This is a genomic window from Clostridium sp. Marseille-Q2269 (genome assembly GCF_943736985.1).
GTDB lineage: Bacteria > Bacillota > Clostridia > Clostridiales > Clostridiaceae > Clostridium_F.
Window position 1 is genome coordinate 488109 of sequence record NZ_CALSFS010000001.1, and the last position, 20322, is coordinate 508430.

Consider the following 20322-nt stretch of genomic DNA (forward strand, 5'->3'; position numbering starts at 1 on the left):
CTATACATCACCTCTTAATCTTCTATTAGCTGTGATGCTAATTTTTTTATGGATTCTGCAATTATTTTTCTTACTTTATCCTCTGAAATTCCTTTTTCCTCTTCTTCATACCCTGTATTTCTCTCTACAATTATAGATACTCCATCAAATAGATTTGTCATACGTCCTAAGAATAGACTTCCTTTTCCTACTATCATAACCCTATTTAAACTACCTTCTGTTAAATCATGCCTAGCAAATCCTACATAAGGAACTCCTGATGGAATATGGCCTTGTGTTGGAGCCCAACCTGGCATACCATGATTTTCTATGAAGTCTTTCAATTCTTTCTTTTCTATATGTTTTTTCTTAACCCCCAAAGCTCCTATCATTTTATAGTTTGCTTGTGGTACATCTCCTGCTCCTGCTGGTTTTGTTATATCTGGATTCTGCATTTCTACAGAATATTTATCAACATCAGTTATTTTTAATCCTGCTTTATCTAAAGCATCTGTTACTAAAGAACTTATTACCGCTTGTGGAGAGGCTCCTGTGCCTACAGTATGTTTTCCTACTAAATCTGTTCTAAGTACTGGATTTACTCCATCATTCTTACTTATCAAAACAGCAAATCCACCAAGGCAATCCTCTAATATAGGCATTCCTTTTTTAACATGATCCTTACCATTCATGCCTAATTTGGCACTAGCACCTCCACCAGCTATAACTACGTTATTATATACTCCTGCTTGTACTAAAGCTGAAGCAGCTATTAAAGAGTGACTAGGTCCTGCACAGAATCCTCTCATGTCTGCACCTGTAGCATTAGTAAATCCTGCTACTTCTGCAAGAGATTTGGCAAAATTTCCTCCACCCCTTTGATTCATATCTCCGCAAGCTTCTTCAGAACATTCTATAACGTAATCTATAGAATCTGGATCTATGTCATTTTTAGCTATAAGATTTAATAATGATAAAACTCCAGAAGCTTTTACAACCAAATTTTCTAACATAGTGTGAGCATTTAAATTCACATCTACATCATGAGCTTTCTTTACGCATCCTACTAATGTGCCTTCATTATATAATCCTTCTGCATCTTCTTCATCTACAATTTTTTTGATTTCTTCTATAGATATACCCTCTTTTATTTGAGAAATCATATTTTCATTTATAAGTGGGTGCTTTTCTAGTTTGTTTTTTACTATATCTACGAATGATCTTTCTAATAAAACTAAATCGAATACATCACATATTTCCATAAGACCTATAAATTCATCTTGAGGCATAATTTCGCCCATATTCCCAAATCTACTACTTTGTTCTATTTTTTTATCCCACCAAGGCATTTCTATTTTACCTAACTCATTTGGTGTCATATTTCCTATATAAGTTTGGTTAGGAGCATAATTTAAAACTTCTTCAAAACTTCTTAAATGATCTGGAAGTTCTTTAAGATATTCAGAATCTGGATTGACTATTTTTTCTGTAGTTTGAGTAGTCCCATTATGAAGTACCATATCTGGAGTATGAACCAAAACATATGATGCTCCTTTTATTACTGGATAATTCATAGATTTTCCCCCTTAGTATTTGGGAGGCTGAATTATAAACTTATAGTACAGCCTCCTTAATTTTTTTATTTAGATTTTTATATTATTTAATCAGTAAATTTACAAAATTCTTCTCTTATATCTGTCATTTCTTCTATGATTTCATCTACATCTAAAACCATTTCCATCATGCCTATTTCTTCTTCATAAACCTCTTCTTTTACTTCTTCCTTAAATTCTGGCTCTACCGCATGATAAACCCTTAGTCCTAACTGGACATTGGACAATGGACCTGCAAAAGTTGGATCTCCATTAGTAACAGTTTCCGCAGCAAGACCTGCTGCTTCTCCTTCTGCTGCACCTAAAAGTACTAATATATTTTCAGCACCATATTTTTCTGTTAATGTTTTTACTCTTTTTTGATTTTCCAAATCCATTGCTCCGGCGGCAGTTCAAACGAAACATTCTGTGGATGAGAAAACCACTTCTGCTCCTGTACCTTCTATGCATTTTTCTATAGCTGGACCTGGTATTCCATCCCTATCTCCAATTATTATTACTTTTTTGCCTTCAAATAAGCTCATTAAAATTCCTCCCTTAATTTATTAATGCTTTTAACTCCTTGATCTTTATATACACACATTTTAATTTGTTAACTAAACCTTTGATTTCTATCCTATATTTTTTTGTATTATAGCTTCTATATTTTCTTTAGTAGCATCTTCTTTAACTACTTCTCCTAATTTTTCTCCATTTTTGTATAAAATTATAGTTGGAAGTCCTAAAACTCTTTGAGATATAGCAAGTCTTCTAGCCTTTGTAGTATTTAGCTTGCAAAATTTAACCTTATCTTCATATTTTTTTGATAATTCTTCTACGTCAGGCATTAAAGCTTGACATGGAACACAACCATCTCCAAAATAATCTACTAATACATAACCCTCATCCTTTAATACTTCATCTTCAAAAGTTTTTTTATCTACTACTAACATTTTATAACCGCCTTTCACATAAATTTTTTATATATTTAAAAAGTATCCTCTACATATTTATAAGACTCAACTGCTGCTATAGCGCCATCTGCTGCTGCCGTAACCACTTGTCTTAATGTTTTAACTCTTATATCCCCAGCTGCAAATACACCTTCTATATTTGTTTCCATTTTGTCGTTAGTTTTTATATATCCTGCTTCATCCATATCAATAATACCCTTAAATAAATTATTTATAGGTAAATATCCTACGAAAACAAATATTCCAAAGGTTCCATCATCTTCATCTGCAAAGTATTCAAATGTTTCTCCTGTTTTTTTATTTTTAAATACAGCAGATTCTACTATGCCATCTCCTTTTATCTCTTCTACTACAGAATCCCACATAATTTTTATCTTAGGATTTTTGAATACCTTTTCTTGAATTGATTTAGCTCCTCTTAAAGCATCTCTTCTATGAACTATTGTTACCTTTCTTGCAAACTTTGTAAGGTATAAAGCTTCTTCTAAAGCTGAATCTCCTCCGCCTATTACAAATACCTCTAAGTCTGTAAAGAAATCTGCATCACAAGTAGCACAATAGGATACACCTTTTCCTATTAACTCATTTTCTCCTTTACAACCTATATGTCTAGGAGATGCACCAGTGGCTATAATTACACTTTTTGCTTTATATTCTTCATTCTCTCCTTTTATAATTTTAATTTTTCCTGTAAAATCTACTTCTTTAACATTATCTTTTTTTCTTTCTGCTCCAAATTCTTCTACTTGTTCTTCCATTCTTGCTACTAAAGTTTGTCCTGTAGCATTTCTTATGGACCCTGGATAATTAGCAACTTCATCTGTTATTACGATTTGTCCACCAGCTTTTTTTCTCTCTAAAATTAAAGTTTTAAGTCTAGCTCTTGAAGCATATAAGCCTGCTGATAAACCTGCTGGCCCAGAACCTATAATTATAAGATCATAAATATTGTCCATATTTTATCCCTCCTATGCTTTATTATTTTTATTTTACTATGCTATTTGTCCAAATCAAAGACAATATTTTGAATTTTGTAACTTTTCTAAAAACTTTATTCAAAAACTGTCTGCTCATCAATCTCTGTTTCTAAAGCTTTTAATGCTTTTTCTACAAGATGATATCTTAATTCATATTCTCTATCTTTCTCTAATGCTGGATTTCCAAGTGGATGAGGTATTGCTACAGTTGGAACTATTCTATTAGCACCAACTGTAAGAGAAATTGGAACTACTGTACACATATGCACAACTGGAAGTCCCCCACGTTCTATTTCTTTTACTAGTGTTGCACCGCAACGAGTACAAGTTCCTCATGTGGAAGTTAATATAACAGCATCCACACCATCTTCTTTTAATTGGTTTAGTATTTCATTTCCAAATTTTTGAGATGATGCTACTGCTGTACCATTTCCAACAGTACTATAAAAATATCTATGAAGAGATCCTATTTTCCCTTCTTTCTCCATTTGTCTTAATACATCTACAGGTATGACTCTATCTGAATCTTCATTTGCATAATTAGGGTCATATCCTCCATGGGCAGTTTCGTGAGTTTCTGAATTTAAATCCATAACTCCTTCTATGTCATATTTACCGTATTTTGATGCACTAGAAGATTCTATATGATCTGGGTTTCCCTTTGGAACTATACCGCCAGAAGTTACAATAGCAACCTTACATTTAGATATATCTTCCACAGCCTTATTAGGTTCTACTCTATCAAAAACCGGCATTTTAAATTCTGTAACAAATTCTTCTCCCTTTAATTTTTTTATGAGAAGGTTTACTGCTCTTTTAGATCCCCTTTCCTCATTAAAGTAATTTTTTCTTATACCTCTTTCTATATATCCTTCTTCTTCAGGAAGTCCTAATTCTTCACCTTTTGCCATTTTTAATGCTAATTTAGCCATAACAGGTAATGCTTTTCTCATACCTACTGCACTTTTCTTTGTCTTAGCAATATATAAAGATTTTTTATATAAATCTACTCCTGGATTTTCTTCATACATAGCTGTAATAACCTTTATATTTAACTTATCCTCTACTTCTTTTGCAATGGTTCCACAAGCAACACCATATCTTCCAGCATTAAAAGCAGGACCTGCTACAAATACATCTGCGTCATATTTTTTAATCATCTCTAATATTGTTTCTTTAGCTTCATCTATATTTTCATTAAAATATGAATCTCCACAAATAATTGTTGCAATTATTTCAGCTTCACCCTTAAATAAAGAATTAAGTTGAGTTCCTGGTCCTACAGGCTCTTCTCTCACTTCTGGTTTATAATCTGCTTTGTCTTCTCCACCAATACCTGCATAAAACTGATTTATATAATGAATTACCTTAATCATTTATTTTCCCCCCTTGATTATATAACTACAATTTAATAGCCTTTAGCACTTAAATAATTAAATCCAACTTCACTTGTAGCGCCTGTAATAACTTGAATTTCTGCTTCTATGGAACCATCCTCTTTTAAGGAGCCAACGTGTCCACCGGCAATTACATCTGCAACTTCAACATGTCCTATAACTTTTTCCATTGGTGGCAATGTTATAAGTTCATTTGCATTTCCTCCTGTAACTACAGCATCACCATTTGGTGTAGAATCTGCCAATGATTGAGAAGCTCCATTTTGCCCTGCATATTCATCTGTTACTAATACTGTTTTTATTCCTTTTTCACTTATCTTATTACAGTTCATAACAAGGTCTGCATCTGGATTTCCAAAGCCTTCTTCTGAAATTATTACTGCATCTGCACCTAAATATTCCACTAACTTTGCAGTATAATTTGAAGATCTAACTTTATCTGCTAAGTAAACATTTTCATTAGTTATAACACAACCTAAAAAATTATACTCTATTCCATGCTTTTCATATAAATCTTCAATTATTGGATGATTCATGTGTACATAGCTTGGATTTTTATCACAAGCTGAAACACAGTTTCCACTAACTATAGCTCCATCAAATACTTCTGTTGGATATATAAATGTTGGTATTATTCTTTTAGCATCAACACCATATACATATGTATCATGTAAAAGCCCTTGGCTTTGAAGCATATATACATATACTACTTTAGGAAGATCTGGATACTGCTTTACTTGTTCTAATAAAGGTAATGTTTCATAAACTTTAGTTTCATCTGGTATAATGTCCTTTGCAAGCTCTCCTAAATAAGTAGCTGCTTTAAATCCTAGAGTTCTTACAAATTCCTCATGTTCATATTGATTTACTCCATCTTTAGGTTCACATACTACTACTAAATTATTAGTTTTTGAAAAAGGTGTATATTTAGCTCCTTCTCCACTCATATCAATGATTCCCTCTTGGAATCCCACTATCTTACCTGTAGTTACTACTGCAGCTCCTTTTAGTACATTTGTTTTACCTGAACCAACAGTATCAACTTTACTTATAAATCCAGGAAAAATCCCACCATTTCCTTCTACTTTAACCCTTGGTTCTATTACATCTTTTACTGGAATAATTCTAGTTTTATCTCCTGGTTTAGCTATTTCTAAATTGACATTTTTGATTCTCTCGTCTGTACCAATTGCTTCTAAAAGCTCTTCTTTACAAACATATAGAACTCCATCTTTGATTTTTGTTTCATCGGAAAACTGCATATCACTTATGAATATTTTCCCAATCTCTAGACGCATAATATCAACCCCCAAATTAATTTTTTAGTACTTTATAATTTTGTTCTGCTAAATTATTTAGCAATTTTTATATAAATCTTATATTAGATTAATGCAATGCATTATATATAAGATCATAATCAATAAGTCTGAAATCATTTAAAATATTGTCATTCCATTCTGGAATACCTGAGGACTTTTGAAATTTTTCTAAGGACTGTATTGATTCCTCAATATAATTCAAAGATTCCATATTAACTTTATTTTCATGATATTTTGAAATAACCACAGTTCTATAGGGTGTTTCATTAGGTTTTACACTACTCATTAATGGATGTGTCAAAAGTTCATGCCCTTTGTGTATATAATCTCTTGCTACTTTAAAAACTTCATTTACATTACCTGAAATAAACTGTACTTCACATTTATTGTTAAATTTTTCACTAGCTAATTTGTTATTAGTAACCATAATAACCTTATTATTCATTTAGTCATCACCCCATTTATTGCTTTCTTGTTAAATTTTTAATTATACATATATACAAAAAACAGAGACAAAAGTTCATAACTTTTATCTCTGTTCATTAACCTGAGAGTTTTGCTCCGTCGGTGCTTAACGCTTTCCAGAGTTTTGTCAATTTCCGGTCCTTTTGCCTGAGATATTCATGTTATTTATGAGTATAACACTTAATTCCTTCGGCTATCCTCTGAGGATACTATGTAGAATAACTGTTTATTTAAAAAACTACATAGCTAAGTATAAAACTTAATCTCCCGAAAATTTCATCCAACCTTTATTAAATATTTAACTATATTATACAACATTCCAATATTATTTTACACATTTTTCAGAAAATAATGAATTTTGTTTCCAAATAGTACCTATAAATATTTCTTATACACTTTTTATAAATATATAAACATTTCTTATTTTTATCTGGTATTTATTAAATTTATTTGTAATAATTTTTCTTTATAGTAAAATATATGAGTTATAGAACAAATTTATACTTATATTGATATAACAAATTATACTATTTATTTATTGTTATTTAAGTTCAAGGGTTCTGTTTGGTTAACTATATTTAATAATAATTTGTAATTTTATTTATTTTTAATGGTTAATATATTTATAATGGCTTATTTATTTTTAATAGTTAATACATTTATAATGGCAAAACTATTCTATCAATAATTTTTTTTTATTAATAATTTTTATTAATTATATTGTGTAATATAAAAAAAGTAGTATAATAATGTATATACCCTATCAGGGTAGTAAGGGGGTGATCTTATATGAATAAAAAAGTTAAAAATTTAGATCTAATGATTATAGGAGCAGGTCCAGCTGGATTATCTACTGCAATATATGCTGCTAGGGCAAAGCTTAATATGCTCCTAATGGAAGATGCAATAATCGGTGGTCAGGTTAGAAATAGTTATACAATAGAAAATTATCCTGGGTTTAGTAAGATTGAAGGAAGCAAGTTAGCAGAATTAATGGAACAACAAGCTACTGAACTGGGTGCTACTATAGATGAATTTGATATGATAGAAAAAGTTCAATTGAGTGATACTGAAAAAATAGTAGAAACCTCAGAATATATTTATAAACCAACAACTTTAGTTATATCTACTGGAGCTGAAACCAGGAAACTTCCTATTCCTAGTGAAGATAAATTTTCTGGCAAAGGAATACACTATTGTGCTATTTGTGATGGTGCTATGTACGAAGAAAAAACTGTAGGTGTAATAGGAGGTGGAAATGCTGCTTTAGAAGAAGCCTTATTTTTAACTAAATTTGCATCAAAAGTTTATATGATAAGAAGATACGATTATTTCAAAGGAGAAAAAGCTACATTAGAAGCTGTTGAAAAGAACCATAAAATAGAAATACTTTATAACTGGGATTTGATAGATGTTTATGGTACAAATTTTTTAGAAAAAGCTTTAATTAAAAATGTTAAAACAGATGAAGAAAAAGAACTAAAATTAGATGCTATATTCGGTTTTATAGGCTCAAAGCCTAAAACTGAATTATTCAAAGAATATATAGATTTAACTCAAAATGGATATATTAAGACTAATGAAAGCATGGAAACAAACATAGAAGGTATATATGCCGCTGGTGATGTTAGAGAAAAACAATTCCGACAAATAACCACTGCTGTAGCAGATGGAACTATAGCTGCATTAACTGCTGAAAAATATATTATACAAAAAAGAAGAGAAAAATAATATACAAAACTATATTTATAATTACAAAAGAAAAATAAGAGGTGTTTATATGTTTAAAAACTTATGCATAGAAAATAATTTATATAAAAACTTTATAGGCGGACATTGGGTAAAAAGTACAACAAATAAATTTATAGAAATACATTCTCCAATAGATGGATCTATAGTAGGTAAAGTCCCTTCTATGAGCAAAGAAGAAGTGGATCTAGCTATAAAGAATTCCAAAGAATCTCAAGCTATTTGGAATGAAGTTCCTATAAACGAAAAAGCATCTATACTTCTAAAGGCTGCTCATATATTAGATGAACAAGCTGAAGAAATAGCTAATATAATGATTAGAGAAATAGCTAAAGATAAAAAAAGCTCTATTTCAGAAGTTCATAGAACTGCTGATTATATACGATTCTCTGCAGATACAGCCAAAAATATGGTAGGCGAAACTTTACCTGGAGACTCTTTTCCTGGAACCTCTAAAGGCAAAATTTCTATAGTAAACAGAGTTCCTTTAGGTGTAGTTTTAGCTATTTCTCCTTTTAACTATCCAGTTAATTTATCTGGTTCTAAAATAGCCCCAGCATTAATGGCTGGTAATAGCGTAGTTTTAAAACCAGCTACTCAAGGAAGTATCAGCGCTCTTCATTTAGTAAAAGTCTTTGAAAAAGCAGGACTCCCTTCGGGTGTTTTAAACACAATTACAGGTAAGGGTAGTGAAATAGGAGATTATATAGTTTCTCACCCTATGATAGATTTTATAAATTTTACAGGTAGTACGGAAATTGGGAAAAGAATATCCAGCCTTTCTGTTATGAAACCACTATTAATGGAATTAGGTGGAAAGGATGCAGCTATAGTTTTAGATGATGCAGATATGGATTTAACAGCTAAAAACATAGTATCTGGTGCCTACTCTTATTCAGGCCAAAGATGCACTGCAGTTAAAAGAATACTAGTTGTAGACAAAATAGCCGATACTCTAGTTGAAAAAGTAAAAGAAAAAATAGAAAACTTAACAATAGGAAATCCTTTAGAAAATCAAGTGGATATCGTTCCTTTAATAGATGATAAAGCTGCAGATTATGTTGAAGCCTTAATGAAAGAAGCTAATGATAAAGGAGCCAAATTATTAGTAGGTGGAAAAAGAGAAGGAAATTTAATTTATCCTACTTTATTTGACAATGTTAATTTGGATATGAGACTTGCTTGGGAAGAACCTTTTGCTCCTATACTTCCAATAATAAGAGTTAAAGATATAGATGAAGCTATAAAAATTGCTAACCAATCTGAATATGGACTTCAAGCATCTGTATTCACTAAAGATATTAACAAAGCTTTTTATGTGGCAGAAAAACTAGAAGTAGGTACAGTTCAAATTAATAATAAACCTGAACGAGGACCAGATCATTTTCCTTTCTCAGGCGTTAAAGCATCTGGACTTGGAACACAAGGTATAAAATACTCTATAGAAGCTATGTCTAGACCTAAAGCTATCGTTTTAAATATAAATGGATAAATTAATGAAATTACGACATAACAGACTTTAAAGGATTAAAATTAAAACAAGGAATACTTTTAGTCAATAGATGGCTATAAAAATAGAAAATACTATATTTGTGCTCTAATATTTAAACTAACACCCTAACGCCACGTCCTGTGGCGACAGGGCTAAGTAAACGTCCTGATTACTTCACGTTTAAATATTAGGACACAAATAAAGTATTCTATTTATTTTTCTAGATATCTATTTTCTCTAAAAGTATTCTTTGTTTTAATCCATTTAAAGACTGTTATATAAATTTTCAGTTTCATATAAATATTTTAAATTGAAGTATAAAATTTGTTTGCTAACACATAAATATTTAGCATAAAAATCAATATAGGTAAATTTTATTAATGATATACTTACTCCACATGCTACGCATGAATTTTCTAACGAAAATTTTTTTAAAGCCCTTTCTTTTAATGAAAAAAATAATTGCAGATTTTACGTAACAAAGAGGAGTAAAATCCTCCTTTTTTTACTTCCTATTCCACAGAAAATTACGTTTAAATAGTTATACTATCTTTCCTTAGATTAAAAAATTGGGATATGTGGTGTAAAAGGCATTTGAACAAAATTAGAGATTCTAATTTGTTTTCCCAAAATATATGTATATTCCAAATTATTGTTTGAGCGTTCAGCGAGTTATGATTTGGAATCATATATTTTAAGGAGAAACAAATTAGAATCTCTTATTGAAGTGAATTGCCTTTAAATCCACATATCCCCTTTTTAATCTAAGGTAGTAACCTTTTACGTCGTAATTTTCTTATATTATAAATTAATTGCTTCATCTATAGCTGGTTTATCAAAACCTATTACAACTTTCCCATTTATATCTAATACTGGTACTCCTCTTTGGTTAGATTTTCTAACCATTTCTTCCCTTGCATGTTCATCTCTTTCAACATTTAATTCTTGAAAATCTATTCCCTTTGTTGTTAAATATTTCTTTGCTTTCACGCACCATGGGCATCCTTCTGATGTATATACTTTGATCATATAATCACGTCCTTTTTAATAATAATTATTACATAATTGTAATTATCCTTATCTGTATTTACATTGTATCACATTATTTATGTCCTGTATATAGATTTAGTCATATATATAATTTTATTCATACATATGATCTAATTAAACTATAATTTTATTCATACATATCATCTAATTAAACTATAATTTTATACTAAGAATTTATTACTGTATAATTCAACTTATATTATAAACTTATATTTTTATTATTATATAATTTAACTTATGTTATAAATTAATCTATTGTGCTAGTTAAAGTAACTATAGGAATTGTATTTTTATAATTACTTTATTATTGAAATTTAACATTATGGTTAATTATTATAATTTATTCTTTACTTTATTTTTGTTTTACTTTAATAGATCCTACTCCAGTTTCAATATTAACTTCTATATTATTTTTGGTTTTTCCATATTGAGAATTCTTATAAATGTCTCCTTCTTCCTGAATAAATCCATTAACATTAACAGCTCCTACTCCCTTTTGAACTTTTATTCTACTCCCTATAGATTTAGGTAAATATACAGTGGCTTCTCCTACACCACCTTGTATATTTACCTTAATATTATTTTTGTAAGCTCCTGATATATCTAAATTTACTCTTCCTACGCCCATGTGGACATATAACTCTTTTAAATTTACATTACTTAAATTTGCTTTAAAATCACCGGCTCCTAATCCCAATTTTATATACATAGGTATTTTATCATTTAAGTTAATATTCCATTCATTTCTTGTATTGTCTTTATCGCTCTTAGACAAATGCTGAGAAATTGAAATATTCCCCTGCTTATCTTTAACTTCATATTTTACTTCGGGTTTCCATTCCTTTTTACTATATATACTTCCACTTCATAAGCTTTTCTTCGTTACCATTTATATTTAATATTCCTGCTGGAAAATCTAAATTAATCTTTGCTTTTTCCACTCCATTAAGTTCTAAAATTTTTGTTTCTTCTGTTGGTTTGTTATCTTTATTACTTGAACTATTTTCCTCATTGTAACTTGTACATGCTGTAAGAAATATAATAAAAACTAATAGTACTATAGAAAAAAATTTTTTAAATTTCATTTTATCCCTCCACTAAAATCCATTTTTACCATTAATTATACAATCAAATTCATCATTATAATACTAAAATTTACTTTATTTAAGAAATTATTAATGATCAATTGTATATTTTAAATTTAAAAATTCATTTTAAATTAGATTTTATTTTAAACACATAAAATCTTTATTCATCTACATTAAGAATACGCCTATTTTATCCTTAAGGAGTAAACATACTTTTGTTTATACAAAAGGGGCTGTCGCACTAAGAATAAATCCTACAATATATTGTGTTAACTTTAAACTATAAAACAATATATTGTGCTTAAATTCTTTAATGCGACAGCCCCTTAACTTCATCATATTAAAATAATTGTATTAATAATTAAATGGTATTGTACTTTTATATTAATAAATATACTACTAAATTTACATTATTATATTTAAATATTATAAAAATAAAAATTAATGAAATATTTATAAAGCTCTATATCTAGATAATTCTATCACCTTTTCTTCATTTTCAAAATCTTCTAAGCTTTTTTCAAGCTCCTCATTAGCATAATGGAATAATATTTCTTTAGCTCTTTCTTTTGCTTCTTTCTCTGTGTTAACATAATCTGTCATACCAAAAAAGGAACAATTGTTATTTTTAAGCCATTTTGTGAATTCTTTTAAAAATTTCTCTCTATCTTCACCTTTTGGTATATTTATAGCTCCATTTATAGCTATAGCGTTTTCCCCAATACAATCCTTACTATTGTCTTGGGTTATCATCTTACACATAATCTAACTCCCTTCAAAATTCCATATAATTTATGTGTTCAATTTTTATTATTTGCATCATTTTACAATAATATTGAAATATAGTAAAGTCTAATATATTCTATTTTTTCACTATATTTTTATATTATTATATTTGTAAGGTATACTGGTCTTTATTCTTAAAAATTATACCATTTTCCATACTTTTTCATTGTTTTTTAAATTACATATATCAATAACATAAAATTATTCATAATATACTATTAGAAGGTTTTCCTTCTGTTGCAAAGATCCCTTGTATTAAATTTTTATACTAACCTTATTATGCTAACTCTCCTTTACTCCTTTAATTAAATATAAGCGTTTTTTAATTAATGGAAAATAAAGTGGCTGTCGCACTAAGAATAAATGCTACAATATATTGTGTTAACTTTAAACTTGTAAAACAATATATTGTGCTTAAATTCTTTAATGCGACAGCCCCTTTATTTTTAAATACGTTATGAAGTTATCTTTTTGTTCCAAAGGCAATGTCAAAACCTTAAAACAAGAGGGTAGCTTATAACTGTAGTTTTGGGTTTTTTGGGGTAATATTATAAAGTCCTCTAGGTAAATTTTTATTTACCAATAAAACTAGTATATATTATATTTTTTTATAAATCAAATAAGAAAAACTTATAACAAAACACTAAGTTAAAAAGTTTTAATAATAATAATAATATTCTAAACTCCCTATATATAACATGAATTTTTAGAATAAAAACTTTCATATATTTTTTAAATTTTATATTGCTGATATATCTATGTTTTTTTAAAATATTTATGAATCATTTATTTCAAAATATACAAACATTTTTATTGTATCTTTTTACAATAAATAGGCTTTTCCTCATTGTCTCACTGTTAATATTGTTAAATATAGCCACATTACTACTGTAAATTTGTTCTCACCCTAGTATTTGAATATTACTGCAGCTTTTTATTCAAATATAAAATTAAACAATATATTTAAATATGTATATTGTTTATATGAATTTTTAAAAAAATTTTCCAAAATATGAGTTATAGCAGGCTTTTCTTTATTATAATCAATTTTTGATTGTCAAAATTCATTTTTCAGAATAAACATTAAATTGATATTGAATGGCTTTTCTGATACAATTTTAAATGTATTTATATTAAGTAAATAATTTGATGAACATAAATATATTTTAGAAAGGTGGAAAATTATATGAGTTTTTTAGGGAATTTTATATCAGTATTAAATAATTATCTGTGGTCTTATGTACTGATAGCACTATTAATAATTTTAGGTTTATTCTTTTCTTTCAGGTCTAAATTTGTTCAAATTAGATACTTTAAAGAAATGTTTAGATTACTAGGAGAAGGAGCAAATAAATCTGTTAAAGGAGAACATAAAGGAAAAGGTGTTTCTTCTTTCCAAGCCTTCTGCATAAGTACAGCATCAAGAGTTGGTACTGGTAATTTAGCAGGTGTAGCTATAGCTATCGCTTCTGGTGGTCCTGGTGCAGTATTTTGGATGTGGCTTATAGCTCTAATCGGTGGTGCTTCAAGTTTTGTTGAAAGCACTCTAGCACAGATATATAAAGTAGAAGATAAGCACGGCTTTAGGGGTGGACCTGCTTATTATATGGAAAAAGCTTTAAATAAAAAATGGATGGGTATAATATTTTCTATATTAATAACTGTAAGTTACGGTCTTGTATTTAATTCTGTTCAAGCCAACACAATTTCTTTAGCTTTTGAACAAGCTTTTGGTGCAAATACTTTAATTATAGGTGCTATACTAGCAATATTCACTGCATTTATTATATTTGGTGGTGTTAAAAGAATTGCCAGAGCTAGTGAAATTATAGTTCCTATAATGGCTATAACTTATGTAGTAGTAGCATTATTTGTTATATTAAAAAATATAGGTAGTATTCCTAGTATATTCTCTCTTATTATAGAAAATGCCTTTGGTGTAAAACAAGTTGTAGGTGGAGGATTAGGTGCTGCCATCCTTATGGGTATTAAAAGAGGTTTATTCTCTAACGAAGCTGGAATGGGTAGTTCACCAAATGCTGCTGCCACAGCAAATGTTACTCACCCTGCTAAGCAAGGTCTCATTCAAACTTTAGGTGTGTTTACTGATACTATATTAATATGTAGTGCAACTTCTTTTATAGTTTTAATTTCTGACAGCTACTTAAAAACCGATTTAACAGGAATTCAACTTACACAAAATGCATTAAGTTCTCAAGTAGGTTCTTGGGGAAATATTTTTATTGCTGTTTGCATATTCCTTTTTGCTTTTAGTTCCGTAATAGGAAATTACTATTATGGAGAAACAAACATTGAATTTTTAAAAGGAAGTAAATCTAGTTTATTTTTATACAGATTATGTGTAATAGGTATGGTTCTTTTCGGATCTATAGCTAAAATACAAATAGTTTGGGATATGGCAGATTTATTTATGGGCTTCATGGCAATAATAAATTTAATTGCTATATCTATGTTATCTAAAATAGCTTTTGCAGCTTTAAAAGATTATGATAGACAAAAGAAACAAGGCATAGAACCTGTTTTCTACTCAGATAGCATTGAAGGATTAAACAATATAGAATGTTGGCCAAGTCGTGAAGATGTAGAAAAACTAGCATAATACTGTTAAGAAATTTAATTATTATAATTAAAAATACTTCAATATAACAAATACACTTAATAAATTCATAGATAAATTTATTAAGTGTATTCTTATATTATAATTAAGATAATAATTTCAAATTATTTTTAGTAAATAAAGATCCTACATTCTGTTTAGTAGGATCTTTATTATATGATTTCTATTATATTGTATAAAGTCTATGTATTTTTAAGCTGTAGCTTTTTCAAACTCTTCATGGGAAGCAGCTTTTAATTCTGCAACTGTTCTTATTTTATAATTTCTAAATACTATTGAACCTAATAATCCAGCTAAAGCTCCAGCCAAAGCACAGAATATAGCTGCTATTGTAACTGTTTTAGGATCATTAAATCCATACATAACCATAAGTCCTGCTATTGGAGTGGCTGTTCCTGTAGCATTATTTATTAATCCAAAATGAGTTACTATAACACCTGCAAACCCTCCACCTATGAAGTTTGTAACATATACAGGTATGGGATTAGCTGTGATAACATCTGCCTGTGTTAAAGGCTCTATAGCTACTGATATAGTTGTGCTTCTATCTCCAAATTTCAATCTATGAAATAAAACAAAATTCATGAAAGAAGATCCCATTACAGAAAGAGCCCCTATAGCCATTGGTAAACCTTTAAGCCCCAACATAGCTGTCAATGCCATAGAACTTAGTGGTGCTGTTGCTACTACTGTTATAACTCCTCCTAGTATAAATCCCATTATTATTGGACTTTCATTAGCTGCTACTGTTATTATGCCACCTATATTTAACAGTGTAGAATTTACAACTGGAGTTGCACCGTTTCCTATTAATCTAGCTAATGGCGCTACCAAAGCCACACAGATAATTAAATCTAATCCTTTTGGTACTTTTTTTTCTATTATAGGTACTATAAAAGAAAGTAAATAACCCGCTACAAATCCTGGCAATATACCTAATCCATAACATGAAGCACCTATTAATACAGCATATACTGGCGAAACCCCTAATGCCAATGGAACTAAAGTAGCAGCAGCAGCTCCTCCCATTCCACCTGCTGCTAAACCTGTATCCTTTAACAGTTTAATATGTAGCATGTCCCCTCCTACATAACTTTGAAAAGCCTCCACAAGAAATGTAGCTACTGCCGCATCTGCCAAAGCTCCCATAGCCTTCATACCTTTTGGAGCTTTTAAGCTAAACAAAGAAAAGGCAGTTAAACAAAGTAATAGTAATAAAGTTCCTTTCAAAATTTCCAATTTCATTTCCTCCCTTTACAAAATATTGAAATTAAATATAAAATTTTAAAATTGCTAACGTTTTCTTTAACGTTTTTCATATGTAAACCGGCCAACAATTATTTATTATATCAAAATTTTTATAATTGTCTATATATTTTTTCACTTTTTTATTATTTTTTTCATTATTACGAATATACATTTCTGCCACAAACCCTTATATTTCGATATATTAGTAATTATTCTATATTTTTTATAAAAATATATTTCAAAATTTTATTAATATTATTTTTTTCATTAAAATGAATTTTTTTCAATGATTTTTTATTGAAAACAATTTTTTAAAAGTCTTGAAATATAATACTTTGCAAAACATTTAATAAGTAACGCTTTTTATGCTATAATAGTATAAACTATAAAACTACATTAGGAGGAAAAAATGCAGTTAGGTGAAAAAATTAAATATTACAGAAAGAAAAAAGGTCTTACTATAAAAGAATTATCAGAATTAACAAGCTTATCTATAGGCTTTATAAGCAATCTAGAAAGAGACTTAAATAGTCCTTCTGTAAGTAATCTACAACAGATTTGTGAAGTATTAGGAATAAATTTAATGGAAATATTAAAATCTACGGATGATAAAGAATATATTGTATGCAAAGATAGTCGTAGTGAAATTTTTTCTACAGATGATAAGAAAATAAGATTTGAAATGTTAACTAATGGAAATAAAGAACTAAATGCTATAGCTATCACTATAGAAGGAAATACAGATTACAACGATACCTCTTGGGGACATAATTATGATGAGTTAGGTATTGTAGTAAAAGGCACTTTAGAAATACAAATGAATTCTCAAACTTACACTCTTCATGAAGGGGATAGTATTTATTTAGACAAATTTACTCCTCATAAATATAAGAATCCTTGTGAAGAAGTTAATGTAACCTATTGGTTCTCTCTAAAAGAATAATATATACTACATAATTATGCTTTGAATAAAAAACAATCCATTAGTAAAATTCAATTTATAGCTTTTAAAATAAAAAAGCAAGAATTAATTATACAATTAATTCTTGCTTATAATATTTATATATTAACTTGTCCAATTCTTGGCTTAACTTTAATATTTCCCCTTCATACAAAATAGAATCTTTTTCTATCAAATTATTCAATGTTTCTCTTGTTTGTTCTAAAATTTTACCCATCTTTCTTACCATCCCCATACATTTTTTATAAAATACGTATTTTATTATACATTTTATTACCATAAATTTCAACTTAAATTATCAAATTAACTATTTTTATTTCCTATAGATGGTATTTGTTTTTATTATATTACACATATGTATTTTTTATACATATATTCCTTATTTTATACAAAGGTTTTCATAATAATCTTACAATATTACCTTATATAAATTAATATTAACTACACTTTATTATACTTAAAATACATTAAAATATCTAATTTTGTTTACAAATTGTTATTTTATGTTTCTTTACTTAATATAGTTTATCTGCTACAATTATAAAGTAGTATATTTTGTTATATTGTTGTATTTTAACTGAAATAAATTTTTTCATATAAGGAAGGATAAATATGAGTAAAAATCATAAATTTGATAAACATGTTAATAATTTAAATGAAGAAAATCAAGAAAAATATGTAGAAGAAATGCATGAAATGGCAGATAAAGCAGCTAAGAAAACCAATCTAATTTTTGGAGCAGTGGTTATACCTATTGTTATTGTTTGTATATTGGTTGTTAAGCAAATGGTTTCTTTTTCTTTTAACTTGGCTAAAACTGATGATTCAGCAAAAACAAACACTAGTAATGTAACTAAAAATGTAACCAAGGACAATGAAAAAGATAGTAACGAAACAACTAAAAATATACAACCTGAAGAACTTGCTTTAAATGAAAAAATAGCAAAATACATACAAGATAAAAACAACAGAGACAAATCTCTAAAACAAGCTGTTTCTATAAACAAAGGTAGTAATAAAGGTGTATCTGTAATATTCGTATCTCAATTATATAGAGATAATGGATATGATATTCCTAAAAATACCATTAGTACTAAAGGACTTTTAGATGAATTAAGTAAAAAAAATTGGACAAAAGAAACAGATTATAAAAAATTACAAAAAGGTGATATTTGCTTCACTACTGTAGACAATGCTGATTCTCCTTCCCATACATATATATTTATGGGTTGGGTAAAAGAAGGTAAAACAGATTATGCTTATGTATGTGATGGACAAACTTCCGATTACAACGATACATTGCATAAAAGAAATTTAAGTGTTTCTACACCAGAAAAAGATAAAATTGCTTTCTTTATGAAAGCTCCTGAAAAAAAATAAAAATAGTTTTCAAAGCTAGTCTTAAATAAGACTAGCTTTTTATTTTAATATAAGTATTCATTTAAGATCTAACTTCCCCTAAAAAAATAATTTAGAAGAAGTTAGATTTAAAACTTAGGAGTATATACATTATTTTACACATATCTTACATTAATATACCTATACTTTACTAAATGTAAAGCCTTAATTTTTAGGTTTATTAGCATTTTTTTGACCGCTTTGTTGTCTCAACTTAGCATCTTTATTTCCTTCCATAGGTTTATTAGGCTTACTATTATTATTCTTTTTCATAGTCTCTCCTCCAAAAATAATATTATTAATTTAGTCCCATTTATATTATTTATATATTATAAAAAAACATACTATAAATATTAATAATGGTGATGAAAATTAAATTTCATCACCATTATTAGTTTTACTTTACTCCTGTATGTCCAAATCCACCGCCTCTATTTTGTCCTATTTCTTCGGGATTTTCACATTCTATAAAATTAGCTCTCTTATATTCTTTAAATACCATCTGAGCTATTCTATCACCTTTATTTATATATATTGTTCCATAAGGATTGCCTTTTTCATCTATATATATTTTTTCTTGTAATACATTTAAATTATGAGCACTATTTGAATCCATAGCTTGTCTATCTTTTAAATAATCAATTAAAGATAGTTCTTTATATTTTTTTTCTAAAGTTTTTAATATATTAGGATCTCTTATTATATCATAGATCAAATTAGATATACTATATGTATTTTCTAGAATAACTCCAACTGCATCCCTATAATCACTATCTATAGTTCCTGGACTATTAGGTACCCTCAAATTAGTTTTTAAAGATAGTCCACTTCTTGGCCTTATTTGTGCTTCTAAATTCTCATCCATAGCCATAACAAAATCCAATGGCATAACTTTTATCTCTCCTGGCAATATACACATATCTTTTGTTGCATATAAATCACACCCTGCAGCATTTAAAGACCCATAACTTGGGATTTTACTATCCTTCCCAACTTTTATATAAACATTAACTTTGTTATCCATATTAGTTCACCTCTTTAAGCATAATTTGTACTTTTATTACCTATTCAAATATATATTATACTATAAAAATATATAATTATATATTATAAACTATTCTTTATGGAGAATATTATACAAGGTTAACATGAAGTAATTGTTTAATAATGATTTTCACTTTTCATATTTAATGTTATAATCATATTTAA

The 20322-nt window shown here is 28.3% G+C and carries 19 protein-coding genes and 1 riboswitch; of the genes, 5 read left to right on the forward strand and 14 right to left on the reverse strand.

Annotation, left to right across the window (positions count from 1 at the left end; genetic code table 11):
* Positions 1-14 precede the first annotated feature (14 nt).
* The 7 genes from grdC to NGI68_RS02160 form a co-directional block, all read right to left on the reverse strand.
* Complete coding sequence (grdC, locus tag NGI68_RS02130; protein WP_251859832.1) at positions 15-1553, reverse strand: glycine/sarcosine/betaine reductase complex component C subunit beta; 1539 nt, start codon at positions 1551-1553, stop codon at positions 15-17.
* 86 nt (positions 1554-1639) lie between these two features.
* Positions 1640-2116, reverse strand: coding sequence for a glycine/sarcosine/betaine reductase complex selenoprotein A (grdA, locus tag NGI68_RS02135; protein WP_251859833.1), 477 nt, complete (start codon positions 2114-2116; stop codon positions 1640-1642).
* Positions 2117-2203: 87 nt separating this feature from the next.
* Positions 2204-2524 (reverse strand): thioredoxin TrxA, encoded by a 321-nt coding sequence (gene trxA, locus NGI68_RS02140; protein ID WP_251859834.1) that lies wholly within the window; start codon positions 2522-2524, stop codon positions 2204-2206.
* 35 nt (positions 2525-2559) lie between these two features.
* Positions 2560-3501 (reverse strand): thioredoxin-disulfide reductase, encoded by a 942-nt coding sequence (trxB, locus tag NGI68_RS02145; protein WP_251859835.1) that lies wholly within the window; start codon positions 3499-3501, stop codon positions 2560-2562.
* Between the two features lie 95 nt (positions 3502-3596).
* Entirely contained in the window at positions 3597-4898 is a 1302-nt protein-coding gene (gene grdB / locus NGI68_RS02150) for a glycine reductase complex selenoprotein B (RefSeq protein WP_251859836.1), read from the reverse strand.
* 32 nt (positions 4899-4930) lie between these two features.
* Entirely contained in the window at positions 4931-6217 is a 1287-nt protein-coding gene (locus tag NGI68_RS02155) for a glycine/sarcosine/betaine reductase component B subunit (RefSeq protein WP_251859837.1), read from the reverse strand.
* 88 nt (positions 6218-6305) lie between these two features.
* Positions 6306-6683: a GrdX family protein gene (locus NGI68_RS02160; protein ID WP_251859838.1), complete on the reverse strand. Its 378-nt coding sequence runs from the start codon at positions 6681-6683 to the stop codon at positions 6306-6308.
* Between the two features lie 80 nt (positions 6684-6763).
* Positions 6764-6833: riboswitch (glycine riboswitch) on the reverse strand.
* Positions 6834-7492: 659 nt separating this feature from the next.
* Here NGI68_RS02160 and trxB (NGI68_RS02165) point away from each other — a divergent pair.
* Both trxB (NGI68_RS02165) and NGI68_RS02170 read left to right on the forward strand, forming a co-directional pair.
* Entirely contained in the window at positions 7493-8434 is a 942-nt protein-coding gene (gene trxB, locus NGI68_RS02165) for a thioredoxin-disulfide reductase (protein ID WP_251859839.1), read from the forward strand.
* A 49-nt stretch (positions 8435-8483) separates the two neighbouring features.
* Positions 8484-9944, forward strand: coding sequence for an NADP-dependent glyceraldehyde-3-phosphate dehydrogenase (locus NGI68_RS02170; RefSeq protein WP_251859840.1), 1461 nt, complete (start codon positions 8484-8486; stop codon positions 9942-9944).
* 801 nt (positions 9945-10745) lie between these two features.
* Here NGI68_RS02170 and NGI68_RS02175 read toward each other — a convergent pair.
* The 4 genes from NGI68_RS02175 to NGI68_RS02190 form a co-directional block, all read right to left on the reverse strand.
* Positions 10746-10973 (reverse strand): glutaredoxin family protein, encoded by a 228-nt coding sequence (locus NGI68_RS02175; RefSeq protein WP_251859841.1) that lies wholly within the window; start codon positions 10971-10973, stop codon positions 10746-10748.
* Between the two features lie 373 nt (positions 10974-11346).
* Positions 11347-11850, reverse strand: coding sequence for a toast rack family protein (locus tag NGI68_RS02180; protein WP_251860187.1), 504 nt, complete (start codon positions 11848-11850; stop codon positions 11347-11349).
* A complete protein-coding gene (locus NGI68_RS02185; protein WP_251859842.1) occupies positions 11843-12079 on the reverse strand; it encodes a hypothetical protein in 237 nt (78 codons plus the stop codon). The genes NGI68_RS02180 and NGI68_RS02185 overlap by 8 nt, the downstream gene beginning before the upstream one ends.
* A gap of 456 nt (positions 12080-12535) precedes the next feature.
* Entirely contained in the window at positions 12536-12844 is a 309-nt protein-coding gene (locus NGI68_RS02190) for a hypothetical protein (RefSeq protein WP_251859843.1), read from the reverse strand.
* A gap of 1210 nt (positions 12845-14054) precedes the next feature.
* On the opposite strand from NGI68_RS02190, the gene NGI68_RS02195 reads away from it, so the two are divergent.
* Complete coding sequence (locus NGI68_RS02195) at positions 14055-15488, forward strand: alanine/glycine:cation symporter family protein (protein WP_251859844.1); 1434 nt, start codon at positions 14055-14057, stop codon at positions 15486-15488.
* Between the two features lie 210 nt (positions 15489-15698).
* Here NGI68_RS02195 and NGI68_RS02200 read toward each other — a convergent pair whose 3' ends face one another.
* The gene (locus NGI68_RS02200) at positions 15699-16745 is read right to left on the reverse strand and encodes a PTS sugar transporter subunit IIC (RefSeq protein WP_251859845.1); all 1047 of its coding nucleotides are present in this window, start codon (positions 16743-16745) and stop codon (positions 15699-15701) included.
* A 418-nt stretch (positions 16746-17163) separates the two neighbouring features.
* On the opposite strand from NGI68_RS02200, the gene NGI68_RS02205 reads away from it, so the two are divergent.
* A complete protein-coding gene (locus tag NGI68_RS02205) occupies positions 17164-17697 on the forward strand; it encodes a helix-turn-helix domain-containing protein (RefSeq protein WP_251859846.1) in 534 nt (177 codons plus the stop codon).
* Between the two features lie 88 nt (positions 17698-17785).
* Here the strand turns inward: NGI68_RS02205 and NGI68_RS02210 are convergent, their stop codons facing one another.
* The gene (locus tag NGI68_RS02210) at positions 17786-17932 is read right to left on the reverse strand and encodes an aspartyl-phosphate phosphatase Spo0E family protein (RefSeq protein ID WP_251859847.1); all 147 of its coding nucleotides are present in this window, start codon (positions 17930-17932) and stop codon (positions 17786-17788) included.
* A gap of 395 nt (positions 17933-18327) precedes the next feature.
* Between NGI68_RS02210 and NGI68_RS02215 the strand changes: the two genes are divergently transcribed.
* The gene (locus tag NGI68_RS02215; protein WP_251859848.1) at positions 18328-19095 is read left to right on the forward strand and encodes a hypothetical protein; all 768 of its coding nucleotides are present in this window, start codon (positions 18328-18330) and stop codon (positions 19093-19095) included.
* 415 nt (positions 19096-19510) lie between these two features.
* Here the strand turns inward: NGI68_RS02215 and NGI68_RS02220 are convergent, their stop codons facing one another.
* Positions 19511-20137, reverse strand: a complete 627-nt coding sequence (locus NGI68_RS02220) for a dUTP diphosphatase (RefSeq protein ID WP_251859849.1) — start codon at positions 20135-20137, stop codon at positions 19511-19513.
* Between the last annotated feature and the right edge of the window lie 185 nt (positions 20138-20322).

What these genes read in the sequence shown, in the direction of transcription:
- grdC (WP_251859832.1), bottom strand. Translation starts at nt 1,553, where the DNA reads ATGAATTATCCAGTAATAAAAGGAGCATCATATGTTTTGGTTCATACT.
- NGI68_RS02220 (WP_251859849.1), bottom strand. Translation starts at nt 20,137, where the DNA reads ATGGATAACAAAGTTAATGTTTATATAAAAGTTGGGAAGGATAGTAAA.
- NGI68_RS02175 (WP_251859841.1), bottom strand. Translation starts at nt 10,973, where the DNA reads ATGATCAAAGTATATACATCAGAAGGATGCCCATGGTGCGTGAAAGCA.
- NGI68_RS02205 (WP_251859846.1), top strand. Translation starts at nt 17,164, where the DNA reads ATGCAGTTAGGTGAAAAAATTAAATATTACAGAAAGAAAAAAGGTCTT.
- NGI68_RS02160 (WP_251859838.1), bottom strand. Translation starts at nt 6,683, where the DNA reads ATGAATAATAAGGTTATTATGGTTACTAATAACAAATTAGCTAGTGAA.
- NGI68_RS02185 (WP_251859842.1), bottom strand. Translation starts at nt 12,079, where the DNA reads ATGAAATTTAAAAAATTTTTTTCTATAGTACTATTAGTTTTTATTATA.
- trxA (WP_251859834.1), bottom strand. Translation starts at nt 2,524, where the DNA reads ATGTTAGTAGTAGATAAAAAAACTTTTGAAGATGAAGTATTAAAGGAT.
- NGI68_RS02155 (WP_251859837.1), bottom strand. Translation starts at nt 6,217, where the DNA reads ATGCGTCTAGAGATTGGGAAAATATTCATAAGTGATATGCAGTTTTCC.
- NGI68_RS02210 (WP_251859847.1), bottom strand. Translation starts at nt 17,932, where the DNA reads ATGGGTAAAATTTTAGAACAAACAAGAGAAACATTGAATAATTTGATA.
- trxB (WP_251859839.1), top strand. Translation starts at nt 7,493, where the DNA reads ATGAATAAAAAAGTTAAAAATTTAGATCTAATGATTATAGGAGCAGGT.
- NGI68_RS02195 (WP_251859844.1), top strand. Translation starts at nt 14,055, where the DNA reads ATGAGTTTTTTAGGGAATTTTATATCAGTATTAAATAATTATCTGTGG.
- NGI68_RS02170 (WP_251859840.1), top strand. Translation starts at nt 8,484, where the DNA reads ATGTTTAAAAACTTATGCATAGAAAATAATTTATATAAAAACTTTATA.
- NGI68_RS02190 (WP_251859843.1), bottom strand. Translation starts at nt 12,844, where the DNA reads ATGTGTAAGATGATAACCCAAGACAATAGTAAGGATTGTATTGGGGAA.
- NGI68_RS02215 (WP_251859848.1), top strand. Translation starts at nt 18,328, where the DNA reads ATGAGTAAAAATCATAAATTTGATAAACATGTTAATAATTTAAATGAA.
- trxB (WP_251859835.1), bottom strand. Translation starts at nt 3,501, where the DNA reads ATGGACAATATTTATGATCTTATAATTATAGGTTCTGGGCCAGCAGGT.